The following is a 16,844-nucleotide window of genomic DNA, read 5'->3' on the forward strand; positions in this document are numbered from 1 at the left end:
GTCGCGGAACAGGACGCGGGGGCACGGCACACCAGGCGGGGGCACAGGACAAGGCGCGGGGCCACTGACGCAGGGCGCGGACGCGGGCACCGGTGGGCGGGACGGGCGCTGGGGGTGGCACCCGCCGCGGGGGGCATGGGACGGGCGTGGGGGTGTGGGACCCGGTGCGGGGGCGTGGGACAGGGAATTGCAGGTGCCTTGGCACTGGATGGTGTGCACTGGCACGGGAGGTGGCCCGGCTGGGGGCGGCGGGGTGGGGGTCGGGGGTTAGGTGAGCTCGTTGTAGGCCGCGATGAGGAGGCTTGGGTCGGGGGCTTCGAGGATGGTGGGGGTGGCGAGGGCGTCGAGGATTACGAAGCGGAGGCGGTCGGCGCGGGTTTTCTTGTCGAGTTTCATGGCGTCTTGGAGGTGGGGCCAGGCGTCGGGGCGGTAGGTGACGGGGAGGCCCAGGGACTCCAGGACGGTGCGGTGGCGATCGGCGGTGGGGTCGTCCAGGCGGCCGGCGGCGCGGGCGAGTTCGGCTACGAAGACCATGCCGATGCTGATCGCGGCGCCGTGGCGCCACTTGTACCGTTCGACGCGTTCGATGGCGTGGCCGAGCGTGTGCCCGTAGTTCAGTGCCTCGCGCCCGATCGGCCCGCCCACGGCGGTGGTCCGCTCGCGGAGGTCTGCGCCGACCGTGTCCGCCTTGACCTGGATGGAGCGGGCGATCAGCTCCTCGGTCGCGGCGTACGACGGGCTCGTGGCGCCGGCCGGGTCTTTCTCGACGAGGTCGAGGATCACCGGGTCGGCGATGAAACCGCACTTCACGACCTCGGCGAGGCCGCTGATGTAGTCGTTGACCGGCAGCGTTTCGAGCGAGGCGAGGTCGCACAGCACCCCGGCCGGCTCCCAGAACGCCCCGACCAGGTTCTTGCCTTCGGCCGTGTTGATCCCGGTCTTGCCGCCGACGGCCGCGTCGACCATGCCGAGCAGCGTTGTCGGGATGTGGACGACCTTCACGCCGCGCAGCCAGGTCGCCGCGACGAAGCCGGCGAGATCGGTCGTCGTACCGCCGCCGACGCTGACGATCGCATCCGAGCGGGTGAAGCCGGCCTGCCCGAGGACCGACCAGCAGTACGCCAGCACCTCGGCGGTCTTGGCTTCCTCGGCGTCCGGGATCTCGATCGCGTGCGCGGTGAACCCGGAGCCGGTCAGGTCGTCGCGGATCGCGTCACCGGTCGAGCGCAGCGCCCGCGGGTGAATCACCGCGACCCGCTGCACTCCTTCACCGAGCAGCACCGGCAACTCACCGAGCAGATTGTTGCCGATGACAACGTCGTACGGCGCTGCGGCGGCGACCCGGATCCGAGTCGGCCCGGCACCCGCACCTGCACCTGCCCCTAGCGATCCGGTCGCGTCGCCGGTCATCCGAGGTGCTCCAGGATCTCGTCGGCGATCTGGTCGGGGGTCTTGCCGTCGGTCAGCACGGTCTGCTTGGCGACTTCGCCGTACAGCGGGCGGCGGGCCTCCATCAGGTTGCGGAGCTGGGTGCGGACGTTGCCGAGCAGCAGCGGGCGCGCGACGCTGAGGCCGACGCGCTTGGCCGCCTCCCCCAGGCTGACGTCGAGGAAGACCACGGTGTGGCCGGCCAGGTCCGCGCGAGTTGCAGGATCCAGGATCGCGCCGCCGCCGAGCGACAGCACCTCGCCGTCGCTCTGCAGCGCGGCCGCGATCGCCGACCGCTCGAGCTTGCGGAAGTGCGGCTCGCCCTCGTCGACGAAGATGTCCGAGATGGGCTTGCCCGCGCCGGCTTCGATGTCGGTGTCGGTGTCGCGGTGCGGTACGCCGAGCCGCTTCGCGAGCAGCGCCGCGATCGTGGACTTGCCCGATCCGGGCGGGCCGACCAGGACGACGACCGGGCTCACTCCCACTCCCGCGGGGTGATCGTCTTCGGCAGGTTCGCCAGGTACGACTGGTGATTGCGCGCGGTCTCCGCGACCGAGTCGCCACCGAACTTCTCCAGCGAGACCTCGGCCAGCACCAGCGCGACCATCGCTTCGGCGACGATGCCGGCTGCCGGTACGGCGCAGACATCCGAGCGCTGATGGTGCGCGGCAACGGCCTCGCCGGTGGCTGTGTCGATCGTGCGGAGCGCCCGCGGAACGGTCGCGATCGGCTTCATCGCGGCCCGGACCCGGAGCGTCTCGCCCGTACTCATCCCGCCCTCGGTCCCACCCGAACGGCCACTGGTACGGCGGACCTCACCGCCCTCGGCGACGATCTCGTCGTGCGCCTTGGATCCCGGCGTCCGGGCCAGCTCGAACCCGTCACCGAGCTCGACGCCCTTGATCGCCTGAATGCCCATCAACGCGCCGGCCAGCTTGGAGTCGAGGCGGCGATCCCAGTGCACGTAGCTGCCGAGCCCCGGCGGGAGCCCGTCGACGACGACCTCGACCACGCCGCCGAGCGTGTCGCCGGCCTTCTGCGCGGCGTCGATCTCGGCGACCATCTGCTTGCTCGCGTCCTGGTCGAGGCAGCGGACCGGGTCGGCGTCCAGCGCTGCGACATCCGAGTACGCCGGGATCACGCCGTACGGCGCCTTGACGGTGCCGAGCTCGACGACGTGGCTGACGATCGTCACGCCGTACGCCTGCCGGAGGAACCGCGCCGCGACCTCACCGAGCGCGACGCGAGCCGCGGTCTCGCGGGCACTGGCACGCTCGAGCACCGGGCGAGCCTCGTCGAACCCGTACTTCTGCATACCGGCCAGGTCGGCGTGGCCGGGCCGCGGGCGGGTCAGCGGCGCGTTGCGCGCCAGGCCGGCCAGGGTCTCCGCGTCGACCGGGTCGGCGCTCATCACCTGCTCCCACTTGGGCCACTCGGTGTTCCCGACCTCGATCGCGACCGGGCTACCGAGCGTCAACCCGTGCCGGAAGCCGCCGACGAACGTCACCTCGTCCCGCTCGAACTTCATCCGGGCGCCGCGGCCGTACCCCAGCCGACGACGAGCCAGGGCGTCGGCCACATCATCTGTGGTGACCTCAACGCCTGCGGGAAGACCTTCGAGTACGGCGACGAGCGCTTGTCCGTGCGACTCGCCGGCGGTGAGCCAGCGCAGCATGCCCCGATTCTTTCACGGCACGCTCACACCCCGGACAGCGGTCTCAGTTGCCGAAGGGGTTGAGCAGACGAACGCCGGTGCGCTCGACATCGGCGGTGTTGCGGGTGACAAACGTCCAGTCGTGGACAAGGGCTGTTGCAGCCATCAGCCCGTCGGCCAGCGGGAGCGGGCCGGTCGCGTTCAGCCGGCCCCAAGCCTCGGCGACCTCCAGCGACACGGGGACGATCCGGTCCGAGTAGCCGCGGACGAGTCGCTGTAGCCAGTCGTCGATCGCAGCCGCTCGCTCGGGATCCCGGGTCGCGAGCCGCTCGACCCCCTGCTTGATCTCTCCGACGACCAGCACACTCAGGTACAACTGGGCCGACTTCACCGACTTGAGCCAGTCGACCACGCCCGAGTCCGGAGACTTCTTGCGCAACTCCGACACGACATTCGTGTCGAGCAGAAAGCTCATTCGAAGTCGACCTGCCGCGCCGGCTCGGTCGACCGCTCGATCTCCAGATCACTCAGGTCCGGCGCCGAGGCCAGGAAACTCTTGAAGTCGTCCACCAGTTCCACCCCGATCATCCGCCGGTAGTCCACGATGTCCAGCACGACGGCGACCTGCTGCCCGTGCTTCGTCACGATCTGCGGACCGTCGGTCAGGACTGCCCGGATCAGCTCGCTGAAATGCTGTTTCGCCTCTTGCAACTGCCATTGCCCGGCTGTCACTGTCATGACCATCACCTCGGGAACAGTCTAGACAGACTGGACAGAATCAGCAAATTCAGCCGCAGGCCGGGTCGTCCTGGGTGGGTCCGGTGCGGACGGCGAGGACCGCGTTGAAGGTCTTGGCGATCGGGGAGTCCTTGCAGCTGGTGCTGGCGGTGGCTGCCTGACCGCCGGCGATCGCAGCGCCCGTAAGGGCAGTCGTGGCGAGGGCGGCCACGGCCAGGCGCCCGGCGGTACGGCGGAATGCGGTGGTCATCGTTTCGCTCCTTCGACGATCTGTTCTCTATACCAACGACCGTAGAAGCAACGAGCGCCGCGCGAACTGGCTCCAGAACCCGTCTTCGCGGTAGCGCTGACACCACCCCGGATAGGGTCCTGGCATGACTCGGGTGGTTGAGGAGACGTGGCGGGCGCGGGTGCGTGGGTGCCTGCTGGGCGGGGCGATCGGGGACGCGCTGGGTGGGCCGGTGGAGTTCGAGGACGCGCGCTCGATCCTCGCGAAGCACCCGGACGGTGTGCGGACGTTCGTCGCCGGCGGGTGGCCTGCGGGGACGATCACCGATGACACGCAGATGACCCTGTTCACGGTCGAGGGCTTGATCCGGGCGAGTGTCCGGACCGATCGCGGGCTCGGCTTCACCGTGGCCGTCGTACAGCATGCGTACGACCGGTGGCTCGACACGCAGAACCTGCCGGGACCGAGCGGCGAGCAGGACGGTTGGTTGCTGGGCGAGCAGTGGCTGTACGCGCGCCGCGCGCCGGGCAACACCTGTCTGACTGCGTTGACCCAGGCCCGCAAGGGTGAGGCCCGGATCGCGCAGTACGGCGACCAGGCGGTCAACGACTCGAAGGGGTGCGGCGGCGTGATGCGGGTCGCGCCGTTCGGGCTGCTGCCGGAGTACTTCCCGGCCGAGTGGATCTTCGACTCGGCTGCGACCGCCGCCGGGTACACGCACGGGCACCCGACCGGCAAGCTCGCGTCCGGCGCCTTGGCCGCGATCGTTCGCGAACTGTGCGGCGGCGCGACCCTCGACGACGCGATCACCAACGCGACAAACCTTCTGACCAAGCACGACGGCCACGAGGAGACCAGTACTGCGCTTGCGTTCGCCAGGCACCTGGCCGCGACAGCACCGCCCGGACCGGTCACGGTGGGGCGCCTCGGTGGCGGATGGGTCGCGGAGGAAGCGCTCGCGATCGCCGTCTACGCAGCCCTCGTCTACCCCGAGCCGGAGCAGTTCCTCGACGCGCTCGCGCTGGCGGTCACCCACTCCGGAGACAGCGATTCCACCGGCGCGATCTGCGGGAACATTCTCGGCGCCCTCCACGGTGAGACGGCTCTGCCCGCAGAGCTCGTCTTCACCGTCGAGGGACGTCCGGTCATCCTCCAGCTCGCCGACGACTTCGCGCTGGAGTTCAGCCAGGGCAAGCGGCTGCATGGCGACTACGGGCCGCACACCGCCTGGACCACCCGCTACCCCGGCTCGTGAATCAGCGCGGCCCGATCGCGAGCTTGTGGTGGAACACGTTGTGCGGGTCCCACTTCGCCTTGATCTGCTGCAGCCGCGGGTAGTTGCCGAGGTAGTACAGGTCGTGCCACGGCACGCCCGACTTGTTGTACGCCGGATCAGCCAGATCCACGTCCGGGTAGTTGATGTACGACCCGGCGTTGATCGCGTTCGGCACCGGGACACCGCCCGTGTCGCGGTAGATGTCGGCGTACACCTTCCGCACCCACTCGAGGTTCTTGCCGTCGTCGCCGGCGGTGTCCCACGACGCACTGAGCACCATCTTGGCGACCACGTCCCGCTGCGCGGCGGCGGTCGCGTCGGACGGCACGGTGTTCACCTTGCCGCCGTACGGGATCAGCAGGACCGCGGACGACGGGCCGCTGTACGTCGTGTCCGTCAGCCCGCGGTACATCGCCAGAATCTGCTCGTCGGTGTACCCCTTCTTCAGGTACCCGGCCTTGTACTTCCCACGTCCCGGCGACGCCGTCTCGCCGATCGACCGCTCCATCGTGGTGTGCAGGAACGGCCCCTCGCCGACGTCGATCACCTGCGGTTTCGGATCCACGCCCGCGACCATCGCCGCGTCCATTTGGTGGAGTGCGGGGCTCCCCTATCCGGCGTACAGCCTCTCCAACGGGGTGCCGAGGAGTACGCCGGCGAGCGCGCCGACGAGCATGAACGGCCCGAACGGAACCATCTGTTTGCGGGTCATGATCCGGGCCGCGATCAGTACGATGCCGACGACCGCGCCGAGGAAGAACCCGCCGTACAGCCCGGACACGAATTCGCCCCAGCCGAGCCAGCCGAGCGCGATCCCGAGCAGCCCCGACAACCGCACGTCACCGAACCCGACCCCGCGCGGGAACGCGAACCACAGCACGTAGAACACCGCGAACCCGATCGCCCCGGCGATCGCTGCCCGGCGCAACGAGCCCCACTCCCCCGTCGCCAGCGCCGCGGCGACCAGGCCGACCGCGACCAGGAAGTACGTCGGCCAGATGATCACCGACGGCAGGAACCGCGTGCGCGCGTCGATGTACCCGAGCACCGAGCCGGCCACCGCCAGCACCAGCAAGGCGGGCAGCACTGCGTCCAGGCCGAGCATCCAGCCGAGGAAGCCGCCGGCCAGCGCAGCGAGCCCGCCACACCAGTACGCCGCTCGCCGACCGGCCAGCGACGCGTACGGGACCTTGGTCTCGCCTTCTTCGATCTCCGGCTCAGGAATATGGCGCATCAGCCAGGGACCGAGCGTGGACGCGGCCGCGCCGCAGACGACCACGCCGATCCCCGCAGCGAGCAACGCGTTGTCAGCCGGCACGATCCACGACCCTAGACGACTACTTGCGGACGCCCGCGGCCGCCCGCCGGGGCAGCACCCGCGCGAGCACGATCGCCCCGCCTCCCAGCAGCAGCACGAGACCGACGAGCACCGCGACCGTACTCCAGAAACCTTCGTTCTTGGTGACGTAGGTGATCCGCTGGTACTCGTCGTCGTTCGCCGCCTGCGCGAACGTGAAGTCGTCGGTGATCTTCCCCGGCTCGTGGTACGTCGCCGTGTACGCGGTCAGGAAATCGGTCGGCTTGGGCAATGCGTCCGTATCGACACGGCCCGCGAACAGCAACTCAGGCGTCACATCGGCGTCCGGCACCTTCGTCGCATCGACCCGGTGCTCCGTCGCGACGTACACCGTGACCGTCTGGGTAGTACTCGCGCCCTTGCTGAGCCGCATCGGGTACACGATCCGGTCCGACGCGAACGTCAGCCGCAGCGGCGGTGTCGCGCCGGACAGGCTCTCGCCGTCCTGCTTCGGCGCGAGCTTCACCGCGACGATCTCCCACTTCTCGGTCAGGTACGGCGTGAGGTTCGCGGCCAGCGTCGACGGTACGACGTACCCGTTCGTGCGCAGCCAGTCCGTGACCGCCGTACCGCTGGAACCGCCGAGACGGGTGACCGCGAACGGGCCGAGCACCATCTGCTGCTTGACGTTCACCCCGGCTCCCGGAGCGGGCGCGCCGGCCGAGTCACCCCGCCCGCTGCCCATGATCCCCAGATCGCGGAACGGCCAGTACGTCTTCTTCACCACGCGCTTCGGTCGCGTCAGCTGGTCGAGCCGGTAGAACAGGTCCTCGTCACCGAGATCGACCTTCGCCGCCGCCGGGACCGGCATGATCCAGGCCGCCTTCTTCGACACGCCGTGGACCGACATCGAGAGCGTGATCTGCTCGCTGCCCCCGGCGTACTGGACGAGCGCGTTCTCGCCGTACGCCCGGGCCTGCGACTGCGCGTCCGGCAGGTAGCCGCCGCAGGCACACGCCCACGCGGGGGTCACTCCGGCCACGACGAAACCGGCAGCCAGCACACCCGCGATCACACGCCAAGGCTTCACGGGCCGAACACTAGCTAGGTAAGGGTGTACGGCGTGTGGAAGAAGTCCGCGGGATCGTACTTCTTCTTCGCGGCCTGGAGCTTGGCCGCGCTTGCGCCGTAGTACGAGCTGACCGCCCGTCCGGCCTCGACGTAGTTCACGTAGCCGCCGGTCGAGGCCGACCGAACCGCGCGGTGACCGTTCGAGATGAACGTCTGCGCGCTCTTCCCCTGCGCCGACGAGTACCACTGAATCACGCCCAACGCGCCACGCCACGGCCACGACGAACCGCCGGCCGGCACCTTCGCGGCCTGTCCGCCGAGCGGGTCGAGGATCGCCGACGCCGGTGTCGCGGCTCGCGCGGCCGCCTTCACCGCACCGAGCAGGCCGGTGATCGTCGCCGCATCCATCGGCCCTTTGAGTACGTCGGAACCGGCGAGGAACCCCTGGCGCGGGCTCGTCGTACCGCCACCGAGATACTTGACCGCCTCCAGGTGCGACTTCACCGAGAGCGTCCGTACCGAAGCCTTCGCGCCGACGAACGACTCCAGCTGCGCGGCCGCCGCGGTCGCGTTGCCGGTGGTGGAGACGCCGAGCACCCGGATCGACAGCGTTCCGTTGCTCTTGGCATCGATGTGCAGGTTGCCCCAGGCCGTGGTCGGCGCGCTCTGCGCGAACTTCTGCCAGCCGCGGACGACGGCCGCCGCCTGCGACTCCGGCCAGGTCAGCCGGAAGAAGCCGAGCTTGGTCGCCGTGATCGTCGCGAACCGGAACGACGTGACCACACCGAGGTTGCCGCCACCACTCCCCCGCAGCGCTGCGAAAAGATCGGGCTCGGAGGTCGCGCTGACGTTGTGGGCCTTGCCGTCGGCGGTGATCACGCCCATCGACACGACCCGGTCGCAGGTGAGGCCGTACGTCCTGGTGTGGATCCCCATCCCGCCGCCGAGTGTGAGGCCTGCGACGCCGACGGTCGGGCAGGTGCCGGTCGGCAACGAGCGGCCGTAGCGGTCGAGGAACGCGTGTACGTCGTACAGGCGCGCCCCGGCACCGACGGTGAGTACGCCGTTCGCGTAGCTCATGCCCTTGAGCGCGCCGACGTCGAGCTGCACACCGTTGGCGATCGTCGACGCACCGACGTACGAGTGGCCGCCGCTCTTCGGGACGAGGACGAGTCTGTTGGTACGGGCGAAGTTGATCGCCTTCTGCACGTCGGCGGCGTTGGCGGCCTTCACCACGGCCGTCGGGCGGACACTGTCCCAGCGCGGGTTGAAGAGCTGGTGCGCGGCGGCGTACCCGGAGGTCGAGGGTAGGTAGAGGCGGCCCTTCAGGGACCTCGCGAAGGCGTTCCAGTTCGGCGCGGTCGACGTCAGAGCGGGAGCCGACATATCCGGCGTGCTGTCGGAGTTCTTCGAGTCATCGCAGCCGGCCAAGGTGACGGCGACACCGGCGATCAGGACGGTACGACGGTCAAGCAGGCTCACGATCCCCCAGCTCCTCACGCGCAGCAGCCCTCATGGCCGCCAGAGGAGCCGGCGACCTACCCGTCATCATCTCCACCTGGAGGGTCGCCTGATGCACGAGCAGGTCAAGTCCGTTCAACAGCTCTGTACCGATCCGGTGCGCCGCTATCGCGAGCCGGGTCGGCCACGGGTGGTACGCCACGTCGAACACCACCGGCGCAACGGCCGCGAAGTGCTCGGCCCACGGGTCGACCGCGCCACCGGGCAGCGTCGACACGCACAGGTCGAAGCCGCCGATCTGCTCGACCTGCGAGAAGTCCGCAACCGACGTCCGGAGTCCCAGCTCCGCGGCCAGATCGAGCAACCGCTCGGCCTTCGCGACCTCCCGGACCACGACCGTCACCTCGGTGACCTTCATGCCCCGCAACGCAGCCAGGGTGGACGCGGCCGTGGCGCCTCCACCGATAACCACAGCCGTCTCAGCGGCCGTGATACCGGCCTCGGCGAACGCGTTCACCAGCCCGGGTACGTCGGTGTTGTGCGCCGACCGGGATCCGTCCGGCTCGAACAACATCGTGTTCGCCGCGCCGATCAGCTCCGCGACCGGATCGACTGTGTCGACCAGGTCGAGCGCGACCCGCTTCAGCGGCATCGTCAGCGACAGGCCGCGGACATCGTCACCGAGCGACGCGACGAATCCACGGAACTCGTTCTCCTCGACCTCGAAAGCGTCGTACCGCCAGTCCAGCCCGAGCGCGGCGTACGCGGCCCGATGCATGGCCGGCGACAACGAGTGCGCAATCGGCGAACCGAGCACGGCACAACGGGTCAAGTCAGCACCGCCCCTTGTGGGCCTGGCACCAGGCCTGCAGTTTCTGCACGTTCGCCTGGTGCTCCTCGGCCGAGCTCGCGAACGCGGTCTCGCCGGTGTCGAGGTTGACCAGCGTGAAGTACAGCCAGGAACCCTGCGCCGGGTTGATCGCCGCCCGCAGCTCGTCGCGCGTCGGTGAGTTGATCGGCGTCGGCGGCAGGCCCTTGTACTTGTAGGTGTTGTACGGCGACGGGTTCTCGCGCTGCTCGGGCGTGGTGAAGACGCCGCCGTCCTTGCCGACCACGTAGTGGATCGTCGAGTCCATCTGCAGCCGCATCCCGGCCGCGAGCCGGTTGTAGATCACCCGCGCGACCTTGGCGTAGTCCTCCGACCGGTTCGTCTCCGCGCCGATGATGCTGGCCACGATGACCGCCTGGTACGGGTCGAGCTTCTTCCGGGCCGCGGTGTTCGTCAGATCCAGCGACGCCGCGGTCTTCGCGTACTGGGTGGTCATCAGCTTGAGCATCGTGTACGCCGTCGCGTTCTTCGGCACGTCGTACGTCCCCGGGAACAGGAAGCCCTCGGCGTTGTTGTGCGCGTACGGCGGGAGCCCGAGCGAAGCCGGCTTGCCGAGTGCCGTGGCGGCGGCGCCGGCCGGCAGCTTCATCTTCGAGCCCTGCAGGATCAGCGCGACCTCGGCCTTGGTCTTGCCGGCCGGGACGCTGATCCGGGCCACCCGGACCGACTCGGCGGTGTTCAGCATCAGGTCGAGAGCGGCCTTGGCGGACATGTGCTTGCGCAGCGTGTAGGTGGCCGCCTGGATCTGCAGTGAGCGCGGATCGTCGCGGGCCACCCGCTCGAAGGCGCGGGCGCTCTTCACGACTTCCTTCTTCTCCAGGGTGTCCGCGATCGAGGCGGTCGCCTGGCCCTTGGTGATCTCGACGACCACCGTGCCGGTGCCCGCGCCCTGGTAGTCAGGGGCGGAGAAGAGTCCCTCGAGCGCGTCCTTGCCCTTACCGAAGCCGACCACCGCACCGGCCACCAGGGCACCGACGACGAGCAGCGAGATCAGGCCGGCGAAGCAGCCGAAGGCGCGCCGGCCGCGAGCGCGGCGCCGGTTGGCGCGCCGCTCGACCCGGGTCTCCGGGCGCAGCCCCAGGCCGCTGCCCAGATCATCACGCTCGCCCTCGCTGACTTCTTCTTCCACCGATGGTCCGTTCACAGGGGCCTCCCGGGTGGGTTGCCGGTCTCGCGCTCGAGGTCGAGCGCATGTTGCAGAATCACGACCGCCGCGGCCTGATCGACCACTGCCCGCCGTTTGGAGCCTTTCTTTCCCCGTTCCCGCAGCATCCGTTCGGCGGTGACCGTGGTGAACCGCTCGTCCACCAGCCGCACCGTCGTCCCCGAGTTCGTCTCGTGCACCTTGGCCCGCACCTGCTCCGCCGTCTCCCGGATCTTCACCGCGGCCGGTCCCTCGCCCCCGGACAGGGAACGCGGCAGACCGATCACGATCTCGAACGCCTCCAGTTCGGCGGCGAGTGCGGCGATCCTACCCAGATCACCCGGCCCACGGCGGACGGTTTCCACAGGCGTGGCCAGGATCCCGTGCGGATCGCTGCTCGCGACGCCGATCCGGGCGTCACCGATATCGAGCGCGATCCGCACGCCCGTCCTCATTTCAGACTCACTTAGCCGGTCACCTGGTGGCCGATCGCGTGCTCGACGGCGCTCAGCGCGTCGTCGGCACCGGCCGCGTCCGTGCCGCCACCCTGCGCGACATCGTCCTTGCCGCCACCACGGCCGCCGAGCTTCTCGGCCGCGATCCGGACCAGGTCGCCGGCCTTCAGCCGCCACTCACGAGCCATGTCGTTCAGCGCGATCACGACGCCGGGCTTGCCGTCGTTGACGCTCAGTACGGCGACCACGGCCGGCTTGTCGTTCGGCATCCGGCCGCGGACGTCGAGCGCCAGCTTGCGCAGGTCGCCGCCGTTCACGCCGTCGGGTGCGCGATGGCCGACGTACTGGACGCCGAAGACGTCCTTCGGGTCCTTCGCCAGCTCGGCAGCCGCTTCCAGCACCTGCGCGGCGCGCATCCGTTCGAGCTCCTTCTCGGCCACCCGCAGCCGCTCGGCCAGGTCGGCGACCTTGGCGGGCAGTTCCTCCGGACGGGCCTTCAGGTTCTCGCTGAGCAGCCGGACCAGCGCCCGCTCGCGGCCGAGGTAGTGCAACGCCTCCATGCCGACGAACGCCTCGATCCGCCGTACGCCGGCGCCGACCGAGGACTCGCCGGTGACGGTCAGCGCACCGACCTGCGACGAGTGCTTCACGTGCGTGCCACCGCAGAGCTCACGCGACCACGGCCCGCCGATCTCGACCACGCGGACCTGCTCGTCGTACGTCTCACCGAACAGTGCCAGCGCGCCCCACTCCCGCGCCTCCGGCAGTGTCATGTACTGCGCCGACACCGGAAGGTCCTGCCGTACGGCGAGGTTCGCGACCTCCTCGATCTCCGACCGGGTCGCCGGGTCCAGCGCCGACGACCACGCGAAGTCGAGCCGCAGGTACCCGGGCTTGTTGTACGAACCGCTCTGCAACGCGTTCGGGCCGAGCACCTGGCGCAGCGCGGCGTGCACGACGTGCGTACCGGAGTGCGCCTGGCAGGCCGAGACCCGCCACTCGTGGTCGACCGCGGCGTGCACGTCCTCGCCGGGACGCAGTACGCCCTCGAGAACCTCGACCTTGTGCACGATCAGGCCCTTGACCGGGCGCTGTACGTCGAGCACCTTCAGCTTCAGGCCGTCGCCGACGATCAGGCCCTCGTCCGCGATCTGGCCGCCGGACTCGGCGTAGAACGGGGTCTTCTCGAGCACGACCTCGACGGTCTCGCCCTGCTCAGCGAACGGCGCGACCGCGCCCTCCCGCAGCAAGCCACGGACCTGGGAGTCGCTGGAGAGCTCCTGGTACCCGGTGAACTCCGTGACGCCCTTCTCGCGCAGCTCCCGGTACCCCGAGGTGTCCGCGTGACCGGCCTTCTTGGCGCGCGCGTCGGCCTTGGCCCGCTCGCGCTGCTCCTTCATCAGCGCGCGGAAGCCCTCGGTGTCGACGTTCAGGCCCTGCTCGGCCGCCATCTCGACGGTCAGGTCGATCGGGAAGCCGTACGTGTCGTGCAGCTGGAACGCCTTCGCGCCCTCGAGCTGGTGCGCACCGCCGGCCTTGGTGTCGCGCACCGCCACGTCGAAGATCGTCGTGCCGGCCGTGAGAGTACGGCGGAACGCCTCCTCCTCGGCGTACGCGACCTGGCTGATCCGGCCGAAGTCGGGGACCAGCTCCGGGTAGGACTTCTTCATCTGCTCCAGGCTCACCGGGAGCAGCTCGACCAGGCTCGGGTCCTCGTAGCCGAGCAGGCGCATCGAGCGGATCGCCCGGCGCAGCAGGCGACGCAGCACGTACCCGCCCTGCTCGTTGCCCGGCGTGACGCCGTCACCGATCAGCATCAGCGCGCTGCGCACGTGGTCGGCGACGACCCGGAACCGGACGTCGTCCTCGTGCTCCGCGCCGTACTTGCGGCCGGTCAGCTCGGTCGCCTTCTCGATCACCGGGTAGATCTCGTCGATCTCGTACATGTTGTCGACGCCCTGCAGCAGGTACGCGACCCGCTCCAGGCCGAGACCCGTGTCGATGTTCTTCTTCGGCAGCTCGCCGAGGATCGGGTAGCCGTCCTTGCCGCCGCCCTCGCCGCGGATGTTCTGCATGAAGACCAGGTTCCAGAACTCCAGGTAGCGGTCGCCCGCCTCCCAGTCCCGGTCCGCGCCGAACTCCGGGCCGCGGTCGATCAGGATCTCCGAGCACGGGCCGCACGGACCCGGGATACCCATCGACCAGAAGTTGTCCTTCATGCCGAGCCGGACGATCCGGTCGTCGGGCAGCCCGGCGACCCGCTTCCAGATGTCGATCGCCTCGTCGTCCTCGTAGTACACCGAGGCGTAGAGAACGGACTCGTCGAAGCCGTAGCCGCCCTCGTTCTGCGGCTTGGTGACCAGCTCCCAGGCGAACTGGACGGCTTCTTCCTTGAAGTAGTCGCCGAACGAGAAGTTGCCGTTCATCTGGAAGAAGGTGCCGTGCCGGGTGGTCTTCCCGACCTCTTCGATGTCGAGCGTCCGCACACACTTCTGCACGCTGGTCGCCCGCGCGTACGGCGGGGTCTGCTGGCCGACGAAGTACGGCACGAACTGGGCCATGCCGGCGACGTTGAACAGCAGGTTCGGGTCCGGCGACGGCAGCGGCGCGCTCGGCACCACGGTGTGGCCCCGGTCCTCGAAGTACTGCAGGAACCGCCGCCTGATCTCACTGGTTTCCATGGGTGTTACCGGTAGTCCTCATGATCGTTGGTGTTCTCGATGCCGAGCGCGTCGCGGAGCTCGGTCTCCCGCTCGGCCATGCCCTCACGGACCTGGTCGCCGAAGTGCCGGACCGCGGCGGCCAGCTTGGCCGCGGACTCCTGGACACCCTCCGGAGCCAGCAGCCGGGCCCGCTTCTTCAGCCGGGTCACGGCGTACACGCCGACGGCGATCCCGATGATCAGCCAGAAGATCCGCTTCACCGCTTCCGTGCCTTCCGCTCGGCCTTCATCTCTTCCTTGACGCGCCGCGACACGTCCTTGCGCTGCTGCTCACCGAGCGCCCGGCGAACGCCGTACGTGAACGCGGCCGCCTTCACCAGCGGACCGCCGGCGGTGGCCGAGAACAGCGACATCAGCGCGGCCGCGTTCGTGGTCACGGTGGTCGCGTTGTCGGTGATCGTGTCCACCTTCGCCAGCTGCGCGTTCGTGGTCGCCACCGTGGTGGTCACCTCGCCGAGCAGCGGGACACTGGAGTCGGAGACGCCCTTCACCATGATCCGGGTCTCGTCGAACACCTTGCCGAGCTTCAGGATCGGATAGGCCAGCAGGCCCACCAGGATGAGCAGCGCGCAGGCGGCTATCAGCCCCGCGACTTCACCGACGCTCATGGAAACGATCCACCTTCCGTAGCGACCTCATGCGACCTGCCGCGAACTCTGCGCAACTTTGGACCGCCCGACCTTATCGCGCGCCCTTATCGCACTCCGCTCCAGGACACCATCCCTCACATCACAGTCCCTCACCAAACCGCGGCACGAGGTCAGGAGTTGCCGCGCTCGCAGGCGATTCCGTCCCCGTTGCTGTCGAGCGCCGGGGTGTAGCCGGGGTCGCCGCGGTACAGCGGAGCTTTCCCGGCCGCGCGGACCTCGGCACAGTCCCGGTAGACGACGGCGGGCGTGCTGCTGGGCGTCGTGGTGGGCGTCGTGGTGGGCGTCGTGGTGGGCGTCGTGGTGGGCGTCGTGCTGGGCGTCGTGCTGGGCGTCGTGCTGGGGGTGGCTGAGGGTACGGCGGTGCTCGCGGGCGGTGTCGGCGTACTGGTCGAAGGGGTGGTCGGGGCCGGTGCGGTCGGGGTGGTGGTTGTCGGGGTGGTTGTAGACGGGGTGCCTGAGGGGGATGTGGTGGGTGCCGGGGTGCTTCCGGGTGGGGTTCCCGTGGTGGGGTCCGGATCGTTCGCGCTCGGGGCGTTGAGCGGGACGTTGGAGGTGGAGCCGGCGGTGCTCTGCGGTGCGAGGGGGCTCAGCGGCTTTCCGACCGGGAGCGACGGTCGCGCGCTCGACCGCGACGTACCGGCCGACCGATCGACCGACGGGCTGAGCGAGCTGCTCGCCTGCGGCGCTTGGCCGGTCTCCGCGTGCTGGGACCCGGACGGGAACAGGAACACCGCGCCTGCCAGTACTGCGACTACTGCCGCGCCTGCGCCGAGTTTGAGCACCGGCGGACGCTTACGAAGATGCCGTGGACCGTTCTGGGGATGGGGCTGCCTCAAAACCAAATACCTTCCGCCCCCAGGCCGTCTGGCAGTTTACCGACTCGAACGCTTCAATCGAAGCTCACGCTGAGTGCCTGCACGGTGCCATCGGGATCACTTGCGGTCCCGGAGGATCTTGCGGATGGCTGCGACGCGGTCGGCGTACGCCGCTTCGCCGCCGCGGCGGGTGGGCTTGTAGTAGTCGGTGCCGTCGATCACGTCGGGGGCGTACTGCTGCGGGAGGACGCCGCGCGGATCGTCGTGCGAATACTGGTACGACGAGCCGTGGCCGAGCTTCTTCGCGCCGGCGTAGTGCGCGTCGCGCAGATGCGGCGGGACCGGGCCGACCTTGCCCGCCTTCACGTCCGCGATCGCCGCGTCGACGGCCATGATCACCGCGTTGGACTTCGGCGCCAGCGCGAGCGCGACGACCGCCTGCGCGAGGTTGATCCGCGCCTCCGGCATCCCGATCAGCTGCACCGCCTCGGCCGCTGCGATCGCGACGCCGAGCGCGGTCGGGTCCCCCATACCGATGTCCTCACTGGCCGAGATCACCAGCCGGCGCGCGATGAACCGCGGATCCTCCCCCGCCACGATCATCCGCGCCAGGTAATGCATCGCCGCATCCACATCCGACCCACGGATCGACTTGATCATCGCGGAGGTGACGTCGTAGTGCTGATCCCCGGCCCGGTCATACCGCACCGCGGCCCGATCAACCGCCGTCTCCAACGTCTTCAGGTCGATGACCTTCGCGTCCTTCGCGCGCGCTCCACCCGCGGCCGCTTCCAGGTACGTGAGCGCGCGGCGAGCGTCGCCCCCAGCCATCCGCAGCAGATGGTCCCGGGAGTCCTCCGCCAGCTCGAACTCGCCGTTCAGACCCCGCTCGTCGGCCAGTGCACGATCGAGCAGTACGGCGATGTCGTCGTCGGTCAGGGACTCGAGCGTGAGCAGCAGACTGCGCGACAACAGCGGTGAGATAACGCTGAAGAACGGGTTCTCGGTGGTCGCC

General features: G+C 69.4%; 19 protein-coding genes. 1 reads left to right on the forward strand and 18 read right to left on the reverse strand.

Annotated features, from left to right (window positions below; translation table 11 throughout):
- Positions 1-267 precede the first annotated feature (267 nt).
- The 6 genes from aroB to ACWF0M_RS28725 are packed head-to-tail and all read right to left on the reverse strand — an operon-like array spanning position 268 to position 4,070.
- Positions 268-1,410: a 3-dehydroquinate synthase gene (gene aroB, locus ACWF0M_RS28700; RefSeq protein WP_452238828.1), complete on the reverse strand. Its 1,143-nt coding sequence runs from the start codon at positions 1,408-1,410 to the stop codon at positions 268-270.
- Positions 1,407-1,907 carry a shikimate kinase gene (locus ACWF0M_RS28705; RefSeq protein ID WP_452238829.1) on the reverse strand — a complete coding sequence of 167 codons (501 nt, stop codon included), beginning with the start codon at positions 1,905-1,907 and terminating at the stop codon, positions 1,407-1,409. Before ACWF0M_RS28705 ends, aroB begins: the two co-directional genes overlap by 4 nt.
- Complete coding sequence (gene aroC, locus ACWF0M_RS28710; protein ID WP_452238830.1) at positions 1,904-3,103, reverse strand: chorismate synthase; 1,200 nt, start codon at positions 3,101-3,103, stop codon at positions 1,904-1,906. The genes ACWF0M_RS28705 and aroC overlap by 4 nt, the downstream gene beginning before the upstream one ends.
- A gap of 43 nt (positions 3,104-3,146) precedes the next feature.
- Complete coding sequence (locus ACWF0M_RS28715; RefSeq protein WP_452238831.1) at positions 3,147-3,557, reverse strand: PIN domain-containing protein; 411 nt, start codon at positions 3,555-3,557, stop codon at positions 3,147-3,149.
- Positions 3,554-3,820 (reverse strand): type II toxin-antitoxin system Phd/YefM family antitoxin, encoded by a 267-nt coding sequence (locus ACWF0M_RS28720; RefSeq protein ID WP_452238832.1) that lies wholly within the window; start codon positions 3,818-3,820, stop codon positions 3,554-3,556. Before ACWF0M_RS28720 ends, ACWF0M_RS28715 begins: the two co-directional genes overlap by 4 nt.
- A gap of 49 nt (positions 3,821-3,869) precedes the next feature.
- Positions 3,870-4,070, reverse strand: coding sequence for a hypothetical protein (locus ACWF0M_RS28725; RefSeq protein ID WP_452238833.1), 201 nt, complete (start codon positions 4,068-4,070; stop codon positions 3,870-3,872).
- Between the two features lie 124 nt (positions 4,071-4,194).
- Between ACWF0M_RS28725 and ACWF0M_RS28730 the strand changes: the two genes are divergently transcribed.
- A complete protein-coding gene (locus ACWF0M_RS28730) occupies positions 4,195-5,304 on the forward strand; it encodes an ADP-ribosylglycohydrolase family protein (RefSeq protein WP_452238834.1) in 1,110 nt (369 codons plus the stop codon).
- Position 5,305: 1 nt separating this feature from the next.
- Here ACWF0M_RS28730 and ACWF0M_RS28735 read toward each other — a convergent pair whose 3' ends face one another.
- The 12 genes from ACWF0M_RS28735 to ACWF0M_RS28790 all read right to left on the reverse strand — a co-directional run.
- Positions 5,306-5,914 (reverse strand): BBE domain-containing protein, encoded by a 609-nt coding sequence (locus ACWF0M_RS28735; protein WP_452238835.1) that lies wholly within the window; start codon positions 5,912-5,914, stop codon positions 5,306-5,308.
- Positions 5,915-5,935: 21 nt separating this feature from the next.
- Positions 5,936-6,643 (reverse strand): prepilin peptidase, encoded by a 708-nt coding sequence (locus ACWF0M_RS28740; protein ID WP_452238836.1) that lies wholly within the window; start codon positions 6,641-6,643, stop codon positions 5,936-5,938.
- A 19-nt stretch (positions 6,644-6,662) separates the two neighbouring features.
- On the reverse strand, positions 6,663-7,712 hold the full coding sequence (locus tag ACWF0M_RS28745) for a DUF2330 domain-containing protein (protein ID WP_452238837.1): 1,050 nt from the start codon (positions 7,710-7,712) through the stop codon (positions 6,663-6,665).
- 14 nt (positions 7,713-7,726) lie between these two features.
- Positions 7,727-9,175: an FAD-binding oxidoreductase gene (locus ACWF0M_RS28750; RefSeq protein WP_452238838.1), complete on the reverse strand. Its 1,449-nt coding sequence runs from the start codon at positions 9,173-9,175 to the stop codon at positions 7,727-7,729.
- Positions 9,162-9,986 (reverse strand): shikimate dehydrogenase, encoded by an 825-nt coding sequence (locus tag ACWF0M_RS28755; protein WP_452238839.1) that lies wholly within the window; start codon positions 9,984-9,986, stop codon positions 9,162-9,164. Before ACWF0M_RS28755 ends, ACWF0M_RS28750 begins: the two co-directional genes overlap by 14 nt.
- A gap of 1 nt (position 9,987) precedes the next feature.
- A complete protein-coding gene (gene mltG, locus ACWF0M_RS28760; RefSeq protein ID WP_452238840.1) occupies positions 9,988-11,187 on the reverse strand; it encodes an endolytic transglycosylase MltG in 1,200 nt (399 codons plus the stop codon).
- Positions 11,184-11,642 carry a Holliday junction resolvase RuvX gene (ruvX, locus tag ACWF0M_RS28765; RefSeq protein WP_452238841.1) on the reverse strand — a complete coding sequence of 153 codons (459 nt, stop codon included), beginning with the start codon at positions 11,640-11,642 and terminating at the stop codon, positions 11,184-11,186. The genes mltG and ruvX overlap by 4 nt, the downstream gene beginning before the upstream one ends.
- An 11-nt stretch (positions 11,643-11,653) precedes the next feature.
- Positions 11,654-14,323 carry an alanine--tRNA ligase gene (gene alaS, locus ACWF0M_RS28770; protein WP_452238842.1) on the reverse strand — a complete coding sequence of 890 codons (2,670 nt, stop codon included), beginning with the start codon at positions 14,321-14,323 and terminating at the stop codon, positions 11,654-11,656.
- 5 nt (positions 14,324-14,328) lie between these two features.
- Positions 14,329-14,565, reverse strand: coding sequence for a DUF6167 family protein (locus tag ACWF0M_RS28775; protein ID WP_452238843.1), 237 nt, complete (start codon positions 14,563-14,565; stop codon positions 14,329-14,331).
- On the reverse strand, positions 14,562-14,972 hold the full coding sequence (locus tag ACWF0M_RS28780) for a DUF948 domain-containing protein (protein WP_130388436.1): 411 nt from the start codon (positions 14,970-14,972) through the stop codon (positions 14,562-14,564). Before ACWF0M_RS28780 ends, ACWF0M_RS28775 begins: the two co-directional genes overlap by 4 nt.
- A 152-nt stretch (positions 14,973-15,124) precedes the next feature.
- Positions 15,125-15,796 (reverse strand): excalibur calcium-binding domain-containing protein, encoded by a 672-nt coding sequence (locus ACWF0M_RS28785; protein WP_452238844.1) that lies wholly within the window; start codon positions 15,794-15,796, stop codon positions 15,125-15,127.
- A gap of 150 nt (positions 15,797-15,946) precedes the next feature.
- The coding region (locus ACWF0M_RS28790) for an AAA family ATPase (RefSeq protein ID WP_452238845.1) at positions 15,947-16,844 on the reverse strand (898 nt) is incomplete at its 5' end.

The organism is Kribbella sp. NPDC055110 (assembly GCF_053607525.1).

Coding starts and splice junctions, on each gene's coding strand:
- aroB (WP_452238828.1), bottom strand. CDS start 1,410: ATGACCGGCGACGCGACCGGATCGCTAGGGGCAGGTGCAGGTGCGGGT.
- aroC (WP_452238830.1), bottom strand. CDS start 3,103: ATGCTGCGCTGGCTCACCGCCGGCGAGTCGCACGGACAAGCGCTCGTC.
- ACWF0M_RS28715 (WP_452238831.1), bottom strand. CDS start 3,557: ATGAGCTTTCTGCTCGACACGAATGTCGTGTCGGAGTTGCGCAAGAAG.
- ACWF0M_RS28720 (WP_452238832.1), bottom strand. CDS start 3,820: ATGACAGTGACAGCCGGGCAATGGCAGTTGCAAGAGGCGAAACAGCAT.
- ACWF0M_RS28725 (WP_452238833.1), bottom strand. CDS start 4,070: ATGACCACCGCATTCCGCCGTACCGCCGGGCGCCTGGCCGTGGCCGCC.
- ACWF0M_RS28730 (WP_452238834.1), top strand. CDS start 4,195: ATGACTCGGGTGGTTGAGGAGACGTGGCGGGCGCGGGTGCGTGGGTGC.
- ACWF0M_RS28735 (WP_452238835.1), bottom strand. CDS start 5,914: ATGGACGCGGCGATGGTCGCGGGCGTGGATCCGAAACCGCAGGTGATC.
- ruvX (WP_452238841.1), bottom strand. CDS start 11,642: ATGAGGACGGGCGTGCGGATCGCGCTCGATATCGGTGACGCCCGGATC.
- alaS (WP_452238842.1), bottom strand. CDS start 14,323: ATGGAAACCAGTGAGATCAGGCGGCGGTTCCTGCAGTACTTCGAGGAC.
- ACWF0M_RS28780 (WP_130388436.1), bottom strand. CDS start 14,972: ATGAGCGTCGGTGAAGTCGCGGGGCTGATAGCCGCCTGCGCGCTGCTC.